This window comes from Streptomyces sp. NPDC040622, from assembly GCF_055593965.1.
In genome coordinates this window covers 399765-419662 of record NZ_JBVIXD010000004.1, presented here as the reverse complement: position 1 = coordinate 419662, position 19898 = coordinate 399765, and the positions used below count along the sequence as shown (strand labels likewise).

Annotated in this window: 15 protein-coding genes and 2 tRNA genes; 9 read left to right on the top strand and 8 right to left on the bottom strand. The window is 71.3% G+C overall.

Annotated elements, in window-relative coordinates; all coding sequences use genetic code 11:
* Positions 1–143 precede the first annotated feature (143 nt).
* Complete coding sequence (gene ligD / locus ACZ592_RS13555; RefSeq protein WP_471581681.1) at positions 144–1175, top strand: non-homologous end-joining DNA ligase; 1032 nt, start codon at positions 144–146, stop codon at positions 1173–1175.
* Between the two features lie 66 nt (positions 1176–1241).
* On the opposite strand, the gene ACZ592_RS13550 is transcribed toward ligD, so the two are convergent.
* The 3 genes from ACZ592_RS13550 to ACZ592_RS13540 all read right to left on the bottom strand — a co-directional run bounded on the left by ACZ592_RS13550 (position 1242) and on the right by ACZ592_RS13540 (position 6687).
* The gene (locus ACZ592_RS13550) at positions 1242–1757 is read right to left on the bottom strand and encodes a putative immunity protein (RefSeq protein ID WP_471581680.1); all 516 of its coding nucleotides are present in this window, start codon (positions 1755–1757) and stop codon (positions 1242–1244) included.
* 167 nt (positions 1758–1924) lie between these two features.
* Complete coding sequence (locus tag ACZ592_RS13545) at positions 1925–4072, bottom strand: OmpL47-type beta-barrel domain-containing protein (protein ID WP_471581925.1); 2148 nt, start codon at positions 4070–4072, stop codon at positions 1925–1927.
* Between the two features lie 89 nt (positions 4073–4161).
* Positions 4162–6687 (bottom strand): ThuA domain-containing protein, encoded by a 2526-nt coding sequence (locus ACZ592_RS13540; RefSeq protein WP_471581679.1) that lies wholly within the window; start codon positions 6685–6687, stop codon positions 4162–4164.
* 223 nt (positions 6688–6910) lie between these two features.
* On the opposite strand from ACZ592_RS13540, the gene ACZ592_RS13535 reads away from it, so the two are divergent.
* Positions 6911–7969: a multicopper oxidase domain-containing protein gene (locus ACZ592_RS13535; RefSeq protein ID WP_471581924.1), complete on the top strand. Its 1059-nt coding sequence runs from the start codon at positions 6911–6913 to the stop codon at positions 7967–7969.
* 53 nt (positions 7970–8022) lie between these two features.
* Here ACZ592_RS13535 and ACZ592_RS13530 read toward each other — a convergent pair whose 3' ends face one another.
* Positions 8023–8259: a hypothetical protein gene (locus ACZ592_RS13530; RefSeq protein ID WP_471581678.1), complete on the bottom strand. Its 237-nt coding sequence runs from the start codon at positions 8257–8259 to the stop codon at positions 8023–8025.
* A 330-nt stretch (positions 8260–8589) separates the two neighbouring features.
* Between ACZ592_RS13530 and ACZ592_RS13525 the strand changes: the two genes are divergently transcribed.
* A complete protein-coding gene (locus ACZ592_RS13525) occupies positions 8590–9639 on the top strand; it encodes a LacI family DNA-binding transcriptional regulator (protein ID WP_471581677.1) in 1050 nt (349 codons plus the stop codon).
* A 151-nt stretch (positions 9640–9790) separates the two neighbouring features.
* On the opposite strand, the gene ACZ592_RS13520 is transcribed toward ACZ592_RS13525, so the two are convergent.
* On the bottom strand, positions 9791–11026 hold the full coding sequence (locus ACZ592_RS13520; RefSeq protein WP_471581676.1) for a glycoside hydrolase family 64 protein: 1236 nt from the start codon (positions 11024–11026) through the stop codon (positions 9791–9793).
* A gap of 242 nt (positions 11027–11268) precedes the next feature.
* On the opposite strand from ACZ592_RS13520, the gene ACZ592_RS13515 reads away from it, so the two are divergent.
* Positions 11269–12039, top strand: a complete 771-nt coding sequence (locus tag ACZ592_RS13515) for a VOC family protein (RefSeq protein WP_471581675.1) — start codon at positions 11269–11271, stop codon at positions 12037–12039.
* 240 nt (positions 12040–12279) lie between these two features.
* Entirely contained in the window at positions 12280–12528 is a 249-nt protein-coding gene (locus ACZ592_RS13510) for a WhiB family transcriptional regulator (protein ID WP_471581674.1), read from the top strand.
* Between the two features lie 91 nt (positions 12529–12619).
* On the opposite strand, the gene ACZ592_RS13505 is transcribed toward ACZ592_RS13510, so the two are convergent.
* Entirely contained in the window at positions 12620–15091 is a 2472-nt protein-coding gene (locus tag ACZ592_RS13505; protein ID WP_471581673.1) for a prenyltransferase/squalene oxidase repeat-containing protein, read from the bottom strand.
* A gap of 114 nt (positions 15092–15205) precedes the next feature.
* Between ACZ592_RS13505 and ACZ592_RS13500 the strand changes: the two genes are divergently transcribed.
* The 4 genes from ACZ592_RS13500 (at position 15206) to ACZ592_RS13485 (ending at position 17974) form a co-directional block, all read left to right on the top strand.
* Positions 15206–15277, top strand: a tRNA-Glu gene (locus ACZ592_RS13500).
* Positions 15278–15326: 49 nt separating this feature from the next.
* On the top strand, positions 15327–16667 hold the full coding sequence (locus tag ACZ592_RS13495) for an SDR family NAD(P)-dependent oxidoreductase (protein ID WP_471581672.1): 1341 nt from the start codon (positions 15327–15329) through the stop codon (positions 16665–16667).
* A complete protein-coding gene (locus ACZ592_RS13490) occupies positions 16664–17836 on the top strand; it encodes a leucine-rich repeat domain-containing protein (protein WP_471581671.1) in 1173 nt (390 codons plus the stop codon). Before ACZ592_RS13495 ends, ACZ592_RS13490 begins: the two co-directional genes overlap by 4 nt.
* A 62-nt stretch (positions 17837–17898) precedes the next feature.
* Positions 17899–17974 (top strand) — tRNA-Trp (locus ACZ592_RS13485).
* A 16-nt stretch (positions 17975–17990) separates the two neighbouring features.
* Here the strand turns inward: ACZ592_RS13485 and ACZ592_RS13480 are convergent.
* Both ACZ592_RS13480 and ddaH read right to left on the bottom strand, forming a co-directional pair.
* Complete coding sequence (locus ACZ592_RS13480) at positions 17991–18962, bottom strand: acyl-ACP desaturase (protein ID WP_471581670.1); 972 nt, start codon at positions 18960–18962, stop codon at positions 17991–17993.
* Positions 18963–19119: 157 nt separating this feature from the next.
* Entirely contained in the window at positions 19120–19896 is a 777-nt protein-coding gene (gene ddaH, locus ACZ592_RS13475) for a dimethylargininase (RefSeq protein WP_471581669.1), read from the bottom strand.
* Between the last annotated feature and the right edge of the window lie 2 nt (positions 19897–19898).

Genomic DNA, 19898 nt, shown 5'->3' with positions numbered 1-19898 from the left:
TCGCTGACCTGGGGCGCCGCTTCCGGACGGGGAGCCGTCTCTCGCTCCGCGGCGGCACACCGCTGATCCGGGGACGTGGAGCGACGTGGAGCTTCGTGCCGCCCGATATGCCGTGAACATCCCGCACGTCTAGCGTGGCTCGCATGGGTGCTGCCAAGGGCAAGAGCGCGGCCGTGCAGATCGACACGGGGGAGCGGGAGGTGCGGCTCTCCAGCCCGGACCGGGTCGTCTTTCCCGAGCGGGGATTCACCAAGCTGGATCTCGCCGAGTACTTCGTGGCGGTCGGCCCCGGGATCCTGCGCGCACTGCGCGACCGCCCCACGACCCTGGAGCGCTACCCGGAGGGCGTGACCGGCGAGTCCTTCTACCAGAAGCGCGCCCCGAAGAACCTGCCCGACTGGATCCCCACCGGCACCATCACCTTCCCCAGCGGCCGCACCGCCGACGAGATCTGCCCCACCGAAGTGGCCGCGGTCGTCTGGGCCGCCCAGTACGGCACCCTCACCTTCCACCCCTGGCCGGTGCGGCGCGAGGACACCGAGCACCCCGACGAACTCCGCATCGACCTCGACCCGCAGCCCGGCACGGACTACGCCGACGCGGTGCGGGCCGCCCACGAACTCCGTTCGGTCCTCGACGAGTTCGGCGGACTCGTCGGCTGGCCCAAGACCTCCGGCGGACGAGGGATGCACGTCTTCGTGCCGATCGAACCGCGCTGGACCTTCACACAGGTGCGGCGGGCCGTCATCGCCTGCGGCCGGGAGCTGGAGCGGCGGATGCCGGACGCGGTGACGACGGCGTGGTGGAAGGAGGAACGCGGGGAGCGCATCTTCGTGGACTTCAACCAGACCGCACGCGACCGTACGATCGCCTCCGCCTACTCGGTACGCGCCCGCCCGCACGCCCCGGTGTCCGCACCGCTGCGGTGGGAGGAGGTCGACGACGCGGTACCGGAGGACTTCGACATCGCCACCATGCCCGCGCGCTTCGCGAAGGCCGGTGACGTCCACGCCGGCATGGCGGACCGGCCGCACTCCCTTGACGCCCTCCTCGAACTGGCCGACCGGGACGAGAAGGACCGCGGCCTCGGTGACCTGCCGTATCCCCCGGAGTACCCGAAGATGCCCGGCGAGCCGAAACGCGTCCAGCCGAGCCGCGCGAAGCACGAGGAGTGAGGGCCCCGCTGGGCGTGGCCGGGGGGGGGAGGGGGTTCGGGTCAGCGGCGTGCGGAACTCGCCGCCTCAGCCGCGGAGAGCCGCGTCCAGCTCGCGGAGCAGCTCACCCACGCGCCCGCCCCCGGACGGCGCCGCGGGCAGACGGCCGAGCACCGCGGGGACCGCGGGGGGCGCGTTGCGGCGCGCCCAGTCGAGGGTCCCGGCCCGCGCCGCCAACTCCTCCGCCCGCGCCGCGTTCGCCGCCGCGCCGAGGATGTGCTTCACCTGATGGGCGTCCGCCAGGGGGTGCAGGAAGGCCGCGCCCGCCGCGTGGCTCGCCGCGCGCGCCGCCTCGGCCGCGGCGGACGGACCCGCCTCACGCGCCGCCTTGAACGCCGCCCACGCGCTCTGCCGCAGCGCGTTCGTGCGTCGGCCGCCTCCTGCGAAGGCGAGCGCCGCGTCGACGGCGGCCCGGGGCCGGGTGTCCTCGGGAAGCGCCTCCTCGAAGACCGCCAGCACCCTGCGCGCACAGGCCGCGGCGTACCCCGCGATCTCCCGGAGCTCGTCCTCACTCAATGCGATCTTCTCTGAAGTGGTCGGCACGGCCCCATCCTGCCGCAGGCCGGGGTGGGCCGAGGAAGGCGCCCAACGACACCCCCACGCCCAACGGCACCCCGCCACGCAACGGCACCCCGACGCGCGACGGCGCCCCCGCCCCGTACGGGACGAGGGCGCCGCATCCTCAGCGACAGGCGCGGCAGGCGCTGCGCCTACAGCTCCTTGATCCTGATGTCGCGGTACGACACCACGTCCGTGATGCTGTGGACCTGGAGTCCGAGGTAGCCGGACGCGAAGCGGCGTCCGTCCGTGCCCGGGTCGTCGCCGCGCGGCGGCGTGAAGTCCTGGCCGCCGACGTTGTCGAACTCGTTGAGCAGGACGCCGTTGCGGTAGATCGAATAGTGCTGGTCCACCACCCGGATCTCGTAGTCGTTCCACGTGCCCTTCGGGGTGACGCCGGCACCGGCAAGGCCCACCCGGTCGAACCCGTAGACCGACCCCGTCTTGTACATGTCGCCGTCCGGGCGGTCATTGATCTGGAGCTCATGCCCGTACTTGATGGCGACCCACTCCGGGCGTGCCTCCTCCGGGTGGTCGTGGACCTGCGGGAAGCGCGCGAAGACACCGGCGTTGGCGTTGCCGTTGCCCGGTGCGTCGTCCCGCCACTGGAGCTTCAGCGAGAAGTCGCCGTACTTGCGCCGGGGGAACCACAGCATGCCCATGCCGTCGACCGAGGTGGAGCTGGTCATGGAGCCGTCGGCGTTCAGGCCGAACTTGCCGCCGCCCACCTGCTCCCACTGGTCGAAGGACTTCTTGGTGCCGTCGAAGAGCTTGCTGTAGCCCGCCGTCTGGCCGGGCTTGCCGATGCCGGACTGCTTGGCGGCGCGGTTGATCTTGTTGTATTCGCGCTGGTCGATCTCACCCGCCTTGAGGAGCTTGTCCGTCACGGTCTTCACGTGCTTGAGGAAGAGCGCGTGCGACGTCCACTCCTTCTCGTCCTCGATCATCTCGCCCACGCGGCACCGGTTGTTCGTGACGCGGTTCGGGATGGCCGTGTCGACCGTGCCCACGAAGACCGTCAACCGCTCGTCGAACTCAGGGCAGTTGGGGGACGGCACGCCGCCGCCCTCGGAGACCGTGAACGAGGCGGTCTTCGCCGCGGACGCGTTGCCCGCCTTGTCGCTCGCCCGGTACGCCACGCTGTGGCGGCCGACGCGGTCGACGACGACCGGCGCCTCGTACGCGAGGTAGGGGCCGCCGTCCAGGGAATATTCGACCTTGTCGACGCCCGAGTCGGCGTCCGTCGCGGTGACCGTCACCTTCGCCTTGCCGAGGTAGGCGCCGTCCGAGTCCTTGTCGCCCTCGACCTTCGCCGAGGTCTCCGGCGGCGTCTTGTCCTGCACGGGCGGTGCGACGACGGTGAACTCGACCGCCTTCTCGGCCGCCTGGTTGCCCGCCTTGTCGGACGCCCGGTAGCGGACCTTGTGCGCGCCCGCCTCGTGGACCATGACCGGCGCGGTGTACGCGGTCCAGGCGCCGTCGCCGATCGCGTACTCGATCTTGTTGACGCCGGAGCCGGTGTCGGACGCCGTCACCGTGACGGTCGCCATGCCGACGAACTGCCCCTGGTCGTTCTTCTCGCCGGTGACCGTGGCCGAGGTCTCCGGAGGCGTCTTGTCGTCCGTCGGAGGCGCGACGACCGTGAAGTCGACGGCCTTCTCGGCGGAGACGTTGCCCGCCTTGTCGGTGGCCCGGACACGGACCTTGTGGGTGCCGGCCTGGTCGACGACGACCGGCGCGGTGTACGGCTGCCACGCGCCGTCCGCCCCGACCGCGTACTCGATCTTGTCGACGCCCGAGCCCTCGTCGGTCGCGGTCACCGCCACGGTGGCCGAACCGACGTACGCGCCGTCGGCGTTGGTGGCTCCCTCGACCTTGGCGGTGGCCTCGGGCGCGGTGGTGTCCTCGCCGCCGCCCTCGGTCACGACCAGGATGCCCTGCATCGACCCGTGGCCCGGGATGGTGCAGTGGTAGCGGTAGCGGCCCGGGGTGAGCGTCACCTCGGCCGTGTGCTTGCCGCCCTGGTCGTCATTGGGGTTGGCCATGATGTTCAGCGGGACGTCGCCGTTGTACTCCGGGTCCGCCGTGTCGAACGTCAGCGTGTGCGGCATGCCCGTGGTGTTGCCGGTCGCCTCGCTGTTCTCGAAGACGATCGTCGTCGCGCCCGCCACCGCCGTGGTGGGCGCCGACTTGTACTTGGTGATGTCGTTGTCGGCGGTCCAGGTCAGGGTCTGCGCCGCGGCCAGACCGTTGTTGTCGGTGCGGGCCGTCGCCGCGGTCGAGGTCAGCCCGAGCACCATGAGGAGCGACACGAACAGCGCCGCGTACAGTCTTCGCCTTGTGGACGCAGTGCGCGAGGCACTGCCGGACGCCTTGGTGAGCGTGCGCATCATCCCGCCTTCCTCGCCAGGTCCGCGGCGGCCGGGGTCGCCGCGCCGCCCTTGTAAGTGACGCGCCACAGCGCCGACTTGGAGTCCGAGGTGAAGAAGCCCCTGCCGTAGTCGAGGACGTACAGCGAGCCGTCCGGCGCGAACTTCCAGTCCATGAGGTTCTTGATGCCGTCGTTGCCGATCGGAATGATCTTCTTGAGGGACTCGGCGTGCACCGGCAGGCCGCCGCTGCCGACCGTCTTCGGGTCGGTGACCACGGCGTGCCGCGGCTGGTCGGAGTCGTAGAAGTCTCCGACGAACCACTTGCCGTCCCAGTAGGCGGGCCACTTGTCGGCGCTCGCGTTGGCCGCGTCGAAGCGGTAGACAGGGCCGTTCATCGTGGCCTGGCCGCCGCCCTTGAGCCACGGCAGGAGCGTCTTCTGCTCCGACGCCTTGTAACTCGGCACGCCGTTCGCGTCACGCGGGTAGTCGACGCCGCCGCCCTGCGGCGAGTACCAGATGTTGTTGGGCTCGGCCGGCGGGATGTTCACCAGGCCGTCGTTGTTGGGCGACTCGTTCTTGAGGTTCTTGCAGTCGTACCAGCCCAGCGGCTTCGTCGGGTCCGGCAGATTGCGGTCGCGGTAGGGCTGGTTGTTGCCCATGCAGTACGGCCAGCCGCGGTTGGAGGCGTGCGTGATCGCGGCGAACGTGTCGTACTTCGCCGGGCCCCACGTCGTCGACGCCTCACCGGCGTCCGGCCCGACCCAGCCCGCGTACAGCGTGTCGGTCTTCTTGTCGATCGAGATGCGCGCCGGGTTTCTGACGCCCATCACGTAGATCTCGCCGCGCGTCTTGCCGCCGCCCTCGTCCTGCTCCTTGCCGGTGAAGAGGTTGCCCGACGGGAGCGTGTACGTGCCGTCCTGCTCCGGGTGGATGCGCAGGATCTTGCCGTTGAGGTTGTTGGTGTTGCCCGCCGTGCGGCGCGCGTCGGCGAAGGAGACGCCCTTGAAGTTCGGCTGCGGGTTGTTGCCCGAGTAACCGTCGCTGAACTGCGAGGAGTTGTTGTCACCGGTCGCGATGTACAGGTTGCCCTTGGAGTCCCAGGCCATCCCGCCGCCCGCGTGGCAGCAGCTGTGGATCTGTACCGGCCACTTCAGGAGCACCTTCTCGCTGGCCGTGTCCAGCTTGTTCGTGGCCCGGTCGAGGGTGAAGCGGGAGACGTACCGCTCGGCCATGTGCGTCTCGCGGTTGATCTTCGAGTGGGGTGTGTAGTGCAGGTACACCCAGCCGTTCTCCTCGAACTTCGGGTCCAGCTCGATGCCGAGCAGGCCCTCCTCGACCTTGATGAGCTCGTCGCCGCCGCCCTTGTTGCCGAAGACCGTCAGGGCGCCCGCGAGCGTCGACTTCTTGGTCTTCGGGTCGTAGACGTGGATCTCGCCCCTGCCCTTGCCGATGTCCGGGTTGTTCCAGTCGGTCACGACGGGCTGGGAGGAGTCGGCGCCGCCGCGGCCGATGTAGAAGATCCGGCCGTCGGGGGCCGTCACCATGCCGTGCGGCTCGCCGATCTGGTCGTTCTGGCCCGGCTGGTTGGGCTGGGTGAGACGCTCCGCCTTGTAGTTGGCGTTGATCGTCGCCTTGCAGTCGGCGCGCGCGATGCGGGTGGTCCACAGCAGGGCGCCCCGCAGATGGCCGCGGAAGTCCACTTCGTCGTACGACGCGGCCGTGCCGCCCATGCCGGTGTAGAAGGAGCGTCCGCCGTCGTAGTCGCGGCACCACGACACCGGGTGGTCCCAGCCGTTCTTGCCCTCGCCCGGCTGGTACGTCGACTCGCGGACGCGGGCGACCGTGTGCACGTCGCCCGACGGGTTCTTGGCCCAGTTCAGCCACTGGTCGGGGCGCTTCCACTGGAGGGGAAGGTCCTTGGTGGCGGGGTTCTCGCGGTCGCCGACCTCGACGGTCGCCCGCTGGACGTTCGTCGGGCTCGCGTCGGCGGGCCGGGCGCCGATCAGCCCGGTGAACCAGTTCGAGTAGGGCTCGGCGCGGGCCGCGTCGTGGATGCCCAGGAAGCCGCCGCCGGCCTCCATGTAGGCCTCGAGGCCCGCCTCCTGCTCGGGGTCGAGGACGTCCCCGCCACCGGTCAGGAAGGCCACGGCGTTGAACTTGCCGAGCTTTGTCCCGTTGGTGAAGACGGCCGGGTCGTCCGTCGCCTCGATCTTGAACCGCTGGCCGGCCGGTCCGGACTGGCCGATCTTCTCGATCGCCTCGATGCCCGCGTTGACGACGGGGGATTCGTCGCCGCCCGCCGCCGAGCCGTGGAAGACGAGGACCTTGACGTTGGCCCCGCCGGGCGGCGACGGAAGAGACATCGTTGTCACGGGCGGCTCCGGGTACGGCCGCGCGGACGCGGCCTGTGCGGAGAGCGCGCCGGTGACCAGGGCGCCGGACAGCAGAGCGGCTGCCCAGGCCCGGTGCGAACGGTTCGGTCTGCGTCGTGTTCTGGTCAACCCTTGTACAGCCAAGGGCCTTTGATGCGGTGTGCGCCGCATGAGTACACCCACCCCTCGTCGGTCACAGCAACAGCGCCGACGAAGCTAGACCTCTTTTCGCAACTCGCCAATAGGTATCACCGCGATAGCACCAACTTTGTCCTGCGTGTGGATAAACAAAGATCCGGCCGATACCGTGTGGCCGTCCTCGGGGCCTTCTGCGCCCCGTCAGTCTCCGTACGTGATGGGGGAGTTCGTCATGGACCGGCCGAACCGACGAAATCTGGACAGGCGGAGCTTCAACCGGCGGATGCTCGTGGGCGGCGCGGCAGCGGCGGCCGGGGTGACATCGTTGTCGGTCGCGGGTGCGCCCGACGCCAGCACGGCCGAGGCGCCGCCGAGGACCGCGCCGGCGGGCGGTGAGGTCAAGCGCATCAAGATGTACGCGGAGAAGCTCGCGGACGGGCAGATGGGGTACGGCCTGGAGAAGGGCAAGGCCTCCATTCCCGGTCCGCTCATCGAGCTCAACGAGGGCGACACCCTGCACATCGAGTTCGAGAACACGATGGACGTGGACGCCAGCCTGCACGTCCACGGCATGGACTACGAGATCTCCAGCGACGGCACCAGACACACCAAGAGCCACGTCGAGCCGGGCGGCAAGCGCACCTACACCTGGCGCACGCACGCCCCCGGCCGCCGCAAGGACGGCACGTGGCGCCCCGGCACCGCGGGCTACTGGCACTACCACGATCACGTCGTCGGCACCGACCACGGCACCGGTGGTGTACGGAAGGGCCTCTACGGGGCGCTGATCGTGCGGCGCAAGGGCGACCTGCTGCCGGACAAGACGTTCACCGTCGTCTTCAACGACATGACGATCAACAACAAGGCGGGCCACGACAGTCCCGCCTTCGAGGCGACCGTGGGCGACCGCGTCGAGTTCGTGTCGATCACGCACGGCGAGTACTACCACACGTTCCACGTGCACGGTCACCGCTGGGCGGACAACCGCACGGGCCTGCTGACCGGCCCCGACGACCCGAGTCAGATCCTCGACGACAAGATCACGGGCCCGGGCGACTCCTTCGGCTTCCAGGTCATCGCGGGCGAGGGCGTGGGCGCCGGGGCCTGGATGTACCACTGCCACGTGCAGAGCCACTCGGACATGGGCATGGCCGGACTGTTCCTGGTGAAGAAGGCGGACGGGACGATCCCGGACTACGAGCCGCACCACGGGACGGCCTCGAAGGGCGGGTCGAAGGGAGCAGGGGAGTCGAAGGGTGGGGGCGAGGAGCCGTCGACGTCGGCGGGCGCCGGTGGTGAGCACGATCATCACTGACGGGCTGAGGGGCTGAGGGGCTGAAGGGCTGAGGGGCTGACGACATGCATCCGTCATGAGCGTCGGCCGCGCGCCGGCTCGGTCGACTCGCTCACATCGCCCGGCACATCGGTGCGTTGGCCCGGTTCGGGGCAGTCGTCCGGCCGCTCGCCGCGGCCGACTCGGCCTGACGGCGAGCAGCCGGTCGTACGCGTCCGGCGCGCGGTGTTCGAGGGGCGTACGTACTGGAGCGTGGCGGCCCGGAACAGGGGCGAGCGCGAGACGGCCTGGTGCTCCACGGCGTCGGCCACGGCTCGTGCGCCACGGCCGGCGCCGGCTCCCGCAGCGCCCACTCCAGGCCTGTCGACTCCGCCGCCCCGAACGCGGCACAGGCCCGCACCGCCGCGTCGGTGTCCCGCGGCCGGGCGGCGAGCCGGTCGGGCGGCTCGGCCTGCTTGCGCTCTCTCCGCGTCCTGAATCGCTTCCCGGACCAGGGGCAGCGTATTCGTGGCGCGGGACACCCGGAGGGGCCGCGCCCGCGCCGGGCACCTCGGCGCGGTGACGGCGGCGCCGATACGGGAAGATGCCTCCTGCACACCGTCAGGGAAGCCCCTGACACCGTCAGGGAGGAGTGACCGAAGGTGACCGAGGAACCGCGCCCCACCCTGGAGGCCGTGGCCGCCCGCGCCGGGGTCTCCAGAGCCACCGTCTCCCGCGTCGTCAACGGCGACCCGGGGGTGCGCGAGGTGCTCGCGGAGAAGGTGCGACGCGCGGTCGACGAGCTCGGCTACGTTCCCAACCGTGCCGCCCGCAGTCTGGTCACCCGGCGCCACGACGCGGTCGCCGTGGTGATCGCCGAGCCGGAGAACCGGGTCTTCGCCGACCCGTTCTTCGCGCTGCAACTGCGCGGCATCAGCAAGGAGTTGACGGCCCACGACATTCAGCTCGTGCTGCTGCTCACCGAGGGGCGGGACGACCACGAGCGAGTCGGCCGCTATCTCGCGGGCGGCCACGTGGACGGCGCGCTCGTCTTCTCGCTGCACCTCGACGACCCGCTGCCCGGCATCATCCGGCGGGCCGGGGTGCCGACCGTGTTCGGCGGACGCCCCGGCTGGCCGGGGGCGGGCGCACAGGAGCCGGGCGCGCAGTACGTCGACTGTGACAACCGCGGCGGTGCGCGGGAGGCGGTGCGCCACCTGGTCGGCCTCGGGCGCCGCCGCATCGCGCACATCACCGGCGCCCTGGACCAGACGTCGGCGGTCGACCGGCTCGACGGATTCCGTGACGTGCTGGCCGACGTGGACCCGCTGCTGATCGCCGAGGGCGACTTCACCCCGGCGGGCGGCGAGCGCGCGATGCGTGAACTCCTCGACCGGGCCCCGGACGTGGACGCCGTCTTCGCCGCGAACGACCTGACCGCGTCCGGTGCTCTCCGCGTGCTGCGCGAGCGGGGCAGGAGGGTGCCGGACGACGTGGCCGTGGTCGGGTTCGACGACATGCTGCCGGTGGCCGAGCAGACCGAGCCACCGCTGACGACGGTTCGTCAGGACATCCAGGAGATGGGCCGGTTGATGGCGCGGATGCTGCTGCGCGGCAGGGCGGGGACGGGATCGGAGCCGGCCGCCGGGCCCGCCGCGGAGCCCCCCGGCGTGGTCCTGCCCACGGCCCTGGTGCGCAGGGAGTCGGCGTAACAGGTCTGGAACCGACGGGCCCGCGGACCGGCAGGACGGTCCGCGGGGGACTGGGCGCGCGGTCCCGCCTTCACAGTCCTGCCGGCTCCGCGACGCCTGACACGCACTCCCGTCGCCCTTCGGGTGGCGGGAGTGCGTGTGAAGACGGACCCTAGGACCCGACCGTCACCGTGAACCGCCGCGGGTTGCCGTCGTGTGCGGCGCCCGACACGTCCGGCTGCCCGTCGGGGCGCACATCGTCGTACGGGAACGCGTACCCGATGGGGGAGTTGGCGTGCACCACCCGCGACCAGTGGTTGGTCACCGCGTCGCGGTAGTAGTCCGCCGAGCTCGTGCCGTTCGGCTGCTCGGGGTGGGTGAGCATGATGCTGCGGTTGAAGCCGGCCGCGAGCCGCGCGAGGAGGCCCTTCTTGTCGTCGGGGTCGCTCGGATTGTTCGCGAACGGCCCGTGGTTGCAGGTGAAGATGTCCTTCGAGGTGGGCTTGGTGAAGGAGTGCCCGCCGTTGAACGTCAGCACGTCGCCGCTGACGCGTCCGGTGAACACCCCGCGGCCGCCCTGCAGGTCGATCTTGAGGTCCGTGGCACGGTACTTGTCCCACACCTGGTCGATGTAGCCGTTCCACAGGTCGCGGAACGGCATCTGGTCCGGCTTGTCGAAGTACGGCGCCATGAGGTTCTGCGGCGATATCACCCGCAGGACGCCGCCGTCGCCACGGATGACGAGCTTGTCCCACGGCTGGCCGTCCTTCGCCGTCTGCGCGGCGAGGTCCGAGGCGATCTTGTCGACGGCGCCGTCGGGCAGCGGGGCGACGGTGTGCGTGGCGTCGCCCTCCAGGGTCAGGCCGATGGGCAGGGCGGTGACGAGGTCGACGTAGCTGATGTTGGCGTACAACTGCTGGGGGTTGAAGGTGAACTCGCAGAACGACCACGTGCGGCCGTAGTTGGGGTCCTCGGGCGTCGCGAAGGCGGGCTCGACCAGGGAGGGGCCCGGGTTGAGGAAGAAGTCCAGCTTGCCGTCGCGCACGAAGTAGACGCGGGCGCCGAACATCTGAGGCAGGGTCAGCACCTTGGGTGCCGATCCGGCGGCGCCGAGCGGTATGGCGCAGTCGACGGGCAGCGGGGTCTGCGGCCCCGAGGGGGAGTCCGGGCGGTAGACGCCGCCGTCCGGCTTGAGCAGCACCCAGCGGTCGGTGCCCTGCTCGTGGCCGGTGACGTAGGCGTGCACCTGGCCGGGGAGCGACTTGTTGGCGAGCGCCAGCTCGCAGGTGGCGGGCGCGGCCCTGCCGCCCGCTTGCGCGCCGGGGCTCAGGGCGCTGCCCCAGACGGGGTAGGTGAGGGCGCCCGCGGCGCCGGCTGCGGAGGTCAGGAACGTTCGACGCGAAATCACGGAAGGTCTCCTGCGCGGTTCGTGGGGGGTGTGGGGTGGTGCACCACTGTCCCGACGGGCGAATGCGGCGTCAAGAGTTGTGACTGAGAGCGCTCTCAGAAATGTTCTTCCTTCATCACATGACGAAGTGGGAGGGCATGGAGGGCGGCGGACGGCCGGTGGCGCCGGCGGGGGAGGCGGATTGTCAGTGGCGGGTGCCAGACTCAGGAGAACGGACATGAGATGCGACAAAGGAGTCGATCATGCTCAATAGCCGTTTCGTGACAGGAGCCCCGGTCTGGGTCGACATGTGCGCCCCGGACCTCGGCAGCGTCGGCGCCTTCTACCGCGACGTGCTCGGCTGGGAGCTCCAGCAGGGCCCCGCGGAGGTGGGTGGTTACAGCCAGTATCAGCGCGCCGGCAGGACCGCCGCGGGCGCCATGGCCATCCCGGTGGACGAGGCCCCGCCGTCCTGGACGCTGTACTTCCGCACGCCGGAGGTGGACGCCACGGTGAAGGCGGTCGAGCAGGCTGGCGGCAGCACGCTCTTCGAGGCCGTGGACGTCCTCGATCTCGGCCGCATGGCCGGCGTCGTGGACGCCACGGGCGTCCCGTTCTCCGTGTGGCAGCCGGGCGCGCTCAAGGGCCTCGATGTCCTGAACGAACCGGGCGGCCTGGTCTGGACCGAGCTGTACACGCCGGACGTCTCCTCGGCCATGGCGTTCTACGGCTCCGTGTTCGGCTGGCAGATCAGCGAGGCGTCCTTCCCCGGCGGCACGTACACGATGGTGCACCCGGCGGACGGCACCCCGGACGACATGTTCGGCGGCGTGGTGCCGCTGGACAGCGACCCCTCGGAAGCGGGTGCGTACTGGCTGCCGTACTTTCAGGTGGACGACTGCGACGCCACCGTCGCCAAGGCCCGCCGCGGCGGCGGATCGGTGCGGATGGAGCCCGTCTCGATGGAAGGCGTGGGCCGCTTCGCGAAGCTCGCGGACCCCGCGGGAGCGCGCTTCGCGGTGCTGCAGCCGTAGCCTCCCCGCTCGCCCGCACCCTCCGTGGTCGGGTCAGGTCGGGTCGGGTCAGGTCGGCCGCTGCCGGGCCGCGACGGCACACGCGGCCGTGTGCGCCGAAAATCGATGGTTTCGCGGTGCCGGCCCGCGGGCAGTACTCGGCGGGCCGCGCGGGCGGTCGCGGCGGTTCCGAAGGCCGGATGGACATGCGTTGATCGTTCGTTGATCGCTTGTTTCGCGCGGTGCGACAGCATCGGTGGCATGCAGATCGACATGACAGCCGAGCCGGAACTCGCCTGGCAGGAGCAGGCGCTGTGCGCCCAGACAGGAGCCGACTTCTTCTTCCCCGAGCCCGGAAGCTCGGTGCGTGAGGCGAAGGACATCTGCCAGATGTGCGAGATGCGTTCGGCCTGCCTGGAGTACGCGCTGAACAACGACGAGCGATTCGGCGTCTGGGGCGGCCTCTCCGAGAAGGAGCGGTACGCCCTCAGACGCGACAACCGCGCCTGAGCGCCGGCCCGCGAGCTCCTCGTACCCGAAAGGGGGTCCGAACCCGAGCTCGCGGGCCTTCAGGCGTGGCCCACGACGGATGGGGGGCTCGTCAGGCGTACGTCACGACGAACCGGCCCGTTCCCGCGGGGACGTGCACGTCGTCACCGGAGACGGGTAGCTCACGCCCGTCCGCCGACACCGACCGCACCTGCCCGAACCGGCACGGATAGACGTACCGCACCCGCTCCGGAGCCTCGGTGACCTCCACCGTCACGGTCCGCCCGCCCGCGTCGTGGGTGAGCCGGTAGCCGAAGGGCTCGCCGAAGAGGGTCGGCGCGGACTCCACCGCCACCGTGTCGCCGTCCGGCACCCAGTGGGGCCGTACGCCCGGTGCGACGTACACGAGCGGATCGTGGTCCTCGTCCGCCTCGAAGAGCAGGATGTCGCGGATCAGGAGCAGATACTCGGCGGCGGCCCAGCCGTGCGGGATGTCGCCCATGTACCAGTGCCGGGACGGCACTTCGCGGAAGTCCGACGCGATGCTGAAGGCGTGCTGCTCGTTCCACGCGCCGAGCGCCACCGCCCGCTCCTCGGTCCGCGGGAAGGACGCTCCGACGATCCAGCCGAGCAGTGCGTCCATCCGCACCTGATCGCCCGCCAGCAGATAGGCGTGCGCCAACTGCGTGGTCAGGTAGGGCCCGTAGGCGTTCCACGCGGCCTCGTGCCGGAAGCCGCCCGACACGAAGTGGGCGTACATGGTGTCGAGGGTGTGGCGCGCCGCCGTATCGACGTCCGGGCCCAGCTTGGCACCCATGTGCAGCCGCAGCGGATGGAAGTACGCCGCCGTGCCGATCATCGTCGAGTCGAGCCGCCCGACGTCTCCGGGGCCGGTCGGGATGTACGTCTCCCACGCGCCGCGCCCGCGCTGTTCCGCCAGGACCCAGCGCACCGAGGCGGCGGTCGCCTCGCGCACGTCGTCGAAGGCCGCCCAGAGCTCGGGCACCTCCGGCGAGCCGATCCGCTCCGCGAGCCGCGCCGCCTCGTACAGACCGCCCAGCGCCCACAGGTCGTCCCAGTAGTGCGGCTTGTCGCGCTCGCCCAGGTGCTCGGCGCTCCAGCCGCTGTGCAGCAGCCCGTTCCGGTCGCGGTTGTCCCGCAGCCACCGGGCGCCGTCGACGACGTACGGCGTGTACAGCTTCGCGCCGAACGCGGCGGCGCGGCCCTTCGTGCGGTCGAAGCGGCCGATCGCCCAGAGCGCCTGCCCGTTGGAGTCCCACTCGCGGTCGTCCCGCTCGTGCGGGCCGCCGTAGAAGCCGTACTCGGCGCACGGCCCGATCCGGCCCGTGCCGCGGTTGAACTTCAGTGGATAGTGCGTGCCCAACTGACGTTCCGCGAGCGCCCCGTCACCCACCAGCGAGCAGGCCGTGGCCTCCACGGACGAGTCGCGGATCCAGAACGAGTCGTAGACCGTGGGTCCCGGGTGGATCTCCCCGTGGTCGGAGAGCATCAGCAGCTGCGCGCGGGACTGGCGGAACAGGTCCGTCAAGTGGGCCACCGGTCGCGGAAGTCCGGGCTGCAGGCCCTGGTCGATCAGCTTTGACGTCCAGAACGCCCGGTTGGCCGCCTCCAGTTCGGCGGCCGGTGTCGCCCGGATCTCCGCCAGGTCGTCGGCCCCGCTGTACTGGTCGACGGGCAGCCGCACGTCCAGCTCGAACGTCTCGTCGTCGATGACCCGGAAGGGCCAGGCGAACGCCGCGCTGCACAACCCCGCCACCTGGTCCTGCGCCTGCCCCGCGCCGTTCAGCTTGCCGCCCGTGACCAGGTCGTGGAACGGGCTGTGCCACAGATAGGTGTCCGGGTCGTGGCTGAAGTCGGGGTTGCCGTACACCCCGTACTGCTCGGGAACAGTGTCGAACACCGGGCCCCAGCCGCTGTTCGTCTCCACCCGGTTCTCCGCCGGCAGATGCCGCAGGAACGTCAGCCTCCGGTCAGTGCCCGGCCGGTCGTCCCGGTCGTGCCGCTGGAAGCCGCTCGGCCCCGCGGGCAGGACCGCCGCACACAACCAGCCCTCGCGCGGCTGGCCGGTCGCGGTGCCCACCGTGAGGCGGGTCACCACCAGGTCCCGCTGCCGCGCGCCGGTCGCCGTCGCGAAGGTGCGCTGCACGAACTCCACGCCGTCCGGCGTACGGAAGTCCGTGAGGACGACCGGCAGGTGCGGGGCCTCCATGCGCTGCGTCACCGTGCCGCCCTCGGCCAGCTGCGGCAGGTGCAGGGCGCCCGTCGCCGGGTCGTACACGAAGAAGGACAGGCAGTACGTGTCGTAGACCGGTTCGATCTCACCTGCCTGGCCGATCAGGGACTCCTGCCGGTGGTCCTTCACCCCCACCATGTGCCAGTACCGGTACAGGGCGTTGGAGGAGAGCGCCGCCTCCTTCGATGCGTACGTCCCGGAGTCGAAGTCGTCGCTCCAGTGCCGGAAGGCCTGCTGCGCCCACCACGGCACGGGGTAGGGCACGTGCGCCCTGCCCGCCCAGCCGCGCCACATGACCTCGTAGAACATCCACTCATGGGTCTGCGCCATGGGTTCCACCCCCGTGCCCACAGTTGCACCGAGGAGGGCGGTCGTAAATCGGTGCGACACGGTGACGGGCCCCTGGCTACGATCCGTGGGGCGTGCGCGGGGCGTGCGCACGGAGGTCCTGTAGAGCAGAGGCAGACTCGCCGCCCTCTCAAGGCGGATACGCCGGTTCGAATCCGGCCGGGACCACGGGTACGGAACACGCGGGGCGGGCACGGCACACGCGGGGCGGGGACGGATGAGCGGGAGCGGCGGGATCAGCGAGGCGGACCTCGCGGCCTTCCACGACATGGTCGGCAGACTCCGGGAGCTCCCCGTGGACGACCCGGTGCGGCTGCGCGCCGAGCAGGTCGCCGCGTCCTTCGCCCGTGACGGGCGGCTGCGCAGGCGCAAGGCGCGCGGCGCCGAACTGACCGCCGCCGACGCGGCCGTCATGGCCGCCACCGCGACCGGCGCGGACGACCGCCGCGAGGACGCGCCGCTGCTCGCCGACGGCACGGGCGGGGTCTTTCGCCGCCCCCGGCCCTGCTACGTCTGCAAGACGTCGTATCGACAGGTCGACTCCTTCTACCACCGGCTCTGTCCGGACTGCGCGGCCGACAACCGGACACGGCGCGCCCTGACCACCGATCTCCGCGGGCGCCGCGCACTGCTCACCGGAGGCCGCGTGAAGATCGGCTTCCAGCTGGCCCAGATGATGCTGCGGGACGGCGCCGAACTCCTCGTCACCAGCCGCTTCCCGCACGACACCGAGCGGCGCTTTCGCGCGGTGCCGGGCAGCGAGGCCTGGCTCGACCGCCTCACCGTGCTCGCCGTCGACCTGCGCGACCCCCGCCAAGTCCTCGGCCTGTGCGAAGAGCTGCGGCAGGCGGGCGAGCCGCTCGACATCCTGGTGAACAACGCGGCCCAGACGGTCCGCCGGCCTCCCGAGTCGTACGCGGCGCTCGCGGCGGGGGAACGGGCCGACCTGCCCGCGCTCGCCCGGCGCGCTCCCGGATTCCGCCCGATGCGGGCCGTCGGGCCCGACGCGGGGCAGGGCGCGCTCGCCCTCGTCCTGCGCGAGGCCGACGAGGCGGGGCTGCTCCCCGACGCCTCCCCCGAGAACTCCTGGTCCGCCCGGCTCGGCGGCCTCGACCCCGCCGAGGTCCTGGAGACCCAGCTGGTCAACGCGCTCGCCCCGGCCCTGCTCTGCGACCGGCTGCTGCCCCAGCTGCTCGCGTCGCCGCGCCCTCGTACGTACATCGTGAACGTGACCGCGGTCGAGGGACGGTTCGCCGTGCGCAACAAGATGGCCGGGCATCCCCACACGAACATGGCCAAGGCCGCCCTGAACATGCTCACCCGCACCAGCGCGCCCGAACTCGCCGCGCAGGGCGTGCACATGTGCGCCGTCGACACCGGCTGGATCACCGACGAGAACCCGGCGCCCAAGAAGGACCGCATGGCGGGCGCGGGCTTTCGCACACCGCTCGACATCATCGACGGGGCGGCCCGGATCTACGACCCGATCGTGCGGGGCGAGGCAGGGGCGCCTGTGTCGGGCGTCTTCCTCAAGGACTACGTGGAGGCGGCGTGGTGAGCGAGGCCCTGTCCGCCGGCGTGCCGCGTGTCGCGCCACGGCCGGTGGCCGAACTGGCGTCCCTGCTCGCCTGGTTGAGGGGCGGACGGCCCGCCGGTGAGCGCCTGGACTTCCCCGCGGGCACGGCACTGCCCGACGGGCGGCTCGACCTGTGCAAGCAGGCGCTCGGCGCGCAGGGTGCGGCTCTGGTCGCCGACGCGCTCCGGGAGGCCCAGGACGTCCGGGGGGAGTCCTCCGTCCGCCACTTGCTGCTCGGCACGGACGGCCTCGGGGACGCGGGAGCGGCGGACGTGGCCGGCGGGACGGGCGACGCCCGCATCGAGACCCTCTACCTCGGCTGCAACGGCATCACCGCGGGCGGCGCCTGTCGCATCGCTGACCAGCTCCGCGCCTCGCCGCAGATCGTGACCGGAGTCTGGCTGAAGCGCAATCCACTGGGCCCGCGGGGAGGTCGCGCCGCGGCCGAACTGATCGACTCCGTGAGGGCGTTGCGCACCCTCGATCTCGTCCAGACCGGCCTGGACGCGGCCGGTCTCACGGACCTCGTCGGCGCGCTCGTCGCGGCGGCGGACATGGGGCGGAGCGTCGAGCGGATCTTCCTGGGCGGCAATCCGCTGGGCCGGGCCGGCGCGGGAGCCCTCGCCGGACTGATCGTCCACGGCGCGGTGCGCGAACTCTACGTATCCGCGGCGCGGTTGGGGGACGAGGGGGCTCTCCTGCTCGCCGACGCGCTGGAGCGCGCGCCGCACGGACGGCTCGACCGGCTGGCCGTCGCGAGCAACGGCATCGGCCCGCGTGCCACCGCCCGTCTCGTCGCCGCGTCGGTGGCCGCCGGGGTGACCCTGCTCGACCTCGGGCGGGTGCGCGCCGCAGGGGCGCTGGGCGCCGTGGACAACCGCGTCGACGACGAGGCGGCACGGGCGATGGCGTCCTCGCTGGCGGCGGGCGAGCACCGCCTCGCCCACCTCGTGCTCACCCACACCGGCCTGCGCAGCCGCGAGGCGCACCGGCTCCTCGACACCGCGGGGCACGCGAGGACACCCACGCGGTTCGTGCTCGGCGCGGGCATCGCGGCGAGCGTGAAGCGCCGCCTGGCCGCACTCGGCGCGGACGTCCCGGCACCCGCGATCCCGCCGGACGTGGCGGCGGTGCGCAGCGTGCACCGCTGAGCTCGTTCCACGGGCCGGAGGATGCCGCAGGCGCCGGACGGGGTCGTACGATCTCCCCAAGGGCGGGGTCGTAGCGCAGAGGCAGTCGCGCCGGTCTCCAGAACCGGAACACGCTGGTTCGATTCCAGCCGCCCCGCCCCCCTCGGGAAGTCGGTCAGGCGCCCCGGGTCGCCATTCGCGCCTTGCGGGCGGCCAGCCTCTCGTCGAACTTCGAGGCCTCCGCGTCGAGGCCGCCCATGAAGAAGCCCAGCTCCTCCTGGGCCTTGAGCCCCTCGGGGCCGAGGCCGTCGATCTCCAGGACCTTCAGGAAGCGCAGCACGGGCTGCAGCACGTCGTCGTGGTGGATGCGCATGTTGTAGACCTCGCCGATGGCCATCTGCGCGGCGGCCCGCTCGAAGCCCGGCATGCCGTGTCCCGGCATGCGGAAGTTCACGACCACGTCACGCACGGCCTGCATCGTGAGGTCGGGCGCAAGCTCGAAGGCGGCCTTGAGCAGGTTCCGGTAGAAGACCATGTGGAGGTTCTCGTCGGTGGCGATGCGCGCCAGCATGCGGTCGCAGACCGGGTCGCCGGACTGGTGTCCGGTGTTGCGGTGCGAGATGCGGGTCGCCAGCTCCTGGAAGGCGACGTACGCGACCGAGTGCAGCATCGAGTGACGGTTGTCCGACTCGAAGCCCTCACTCATGTGCGCCATCCGGAACTGCTCCAGCTGGTCCGGGTCGACGGCGCGCGAGGCGAGCAGGTAGTCGCGCATCACGATGCCGTGGCGGCCCTCCTCGGCGGTCCAGCGGTGCACCCAGGTGCCCCAGGCGCCGTCGCGGCCGAAGAGGGAGGCGATCTCGTGGTGGTAACTGGGCAGGTTGTCCTCGGTGAGCAGGTTGACGACCAGGGCGATGCGCCCGATGTCGGTGACCGGGGACTGGCCCTTCTCCCACGCCTCGCCGTCCTCGAAGAAGCCCGGGAAGTTGCGGGCGTCCGAGAAGGGGACGTACTCGTGGGGCATCCAGTCCTTGGCCACCTTCAGGTGGCGATTGAGTTCCTGCTCGACCACTTCCTCCAGCGCGTAGAGCAGCCGGGCGTCGGTCCAGCTGTCCGCGCTGCCGAGGTGGGGAGAGGTGATCGTCACGGGGGCTCCAGAAGGGGGACGGGAGTACTTACGAGCAGTGCGAGCGGTGCACTACCTACGGTGTCGTAGGTTACGTTGCCGTAGGTTAAACCCTCCGTAAAGAGGCTGTGAGACCGGGCCCCACCCGCCCCCACCGCAACAAAGGCCTCACCGCAGGTCAGGCGTACAGCCCGCGGAGCCGGACTGAGAGGCACGTCACACACCCTTCGAGCTTCTCGAGCTCGCTGATGTCCACCGGAACCGGGTCGAATCCGAGATCGGCGAACAGCTCCGCGCTCTTCGGCGCGCTCGCCGCCATCAGCAGTTTCGAGCCGCCGAGCAGCACCACGTGCGCCCCCGACTCCTCCGGTACGGGCAGGAAGCGGGGGAAGAGCGAGGCGCTGTCGACCAGCGGCTCGTACCCGACGACCGTCCCGTCGGGCAGCGCGGTCACCGCGGACTTCAGGTGCAGGACCGTGGCGACGGGGACGGCGACGATCCGTGCACCGAGCGGCTCGAAGACGGCCCGCAGCTGCCGCACGCCGTCCGCGTCGGTCCGGCCGCCCCGCCCCACGTAGAGCGTGTCCCCGATCTTGAGGACATCGCCCCCTTCGAGCGTGCCCGGCTCCCACACCCAGTTGACCGAGCAGCCGAGCCGGGCCACGGCCTCCTCGACGCCCGGCGTCTCGGGCCGGCGTGACTCGGCGCCGGGCCGGGCGATCAGTGCCACGTTCCGGAAGACGACCACCGCGTCCTCCACGAAGACCGAGTCCGGGCAGGCGTCGGCCGGCTCCACCTCGAAGGTCTCCCAGCCGTGCCGGTTCAGCGTCGCCACGTACGCCTCCCACTGGCGCACCGCGAGCCCCACGTCGACCGGGGTGCGTTCCAGGTGGGTGACCAGGCCCTCGGCGAGGCGCGGGCTCGGGCGGCGGATCAGGGCCTTCTGGCTGGGCACGG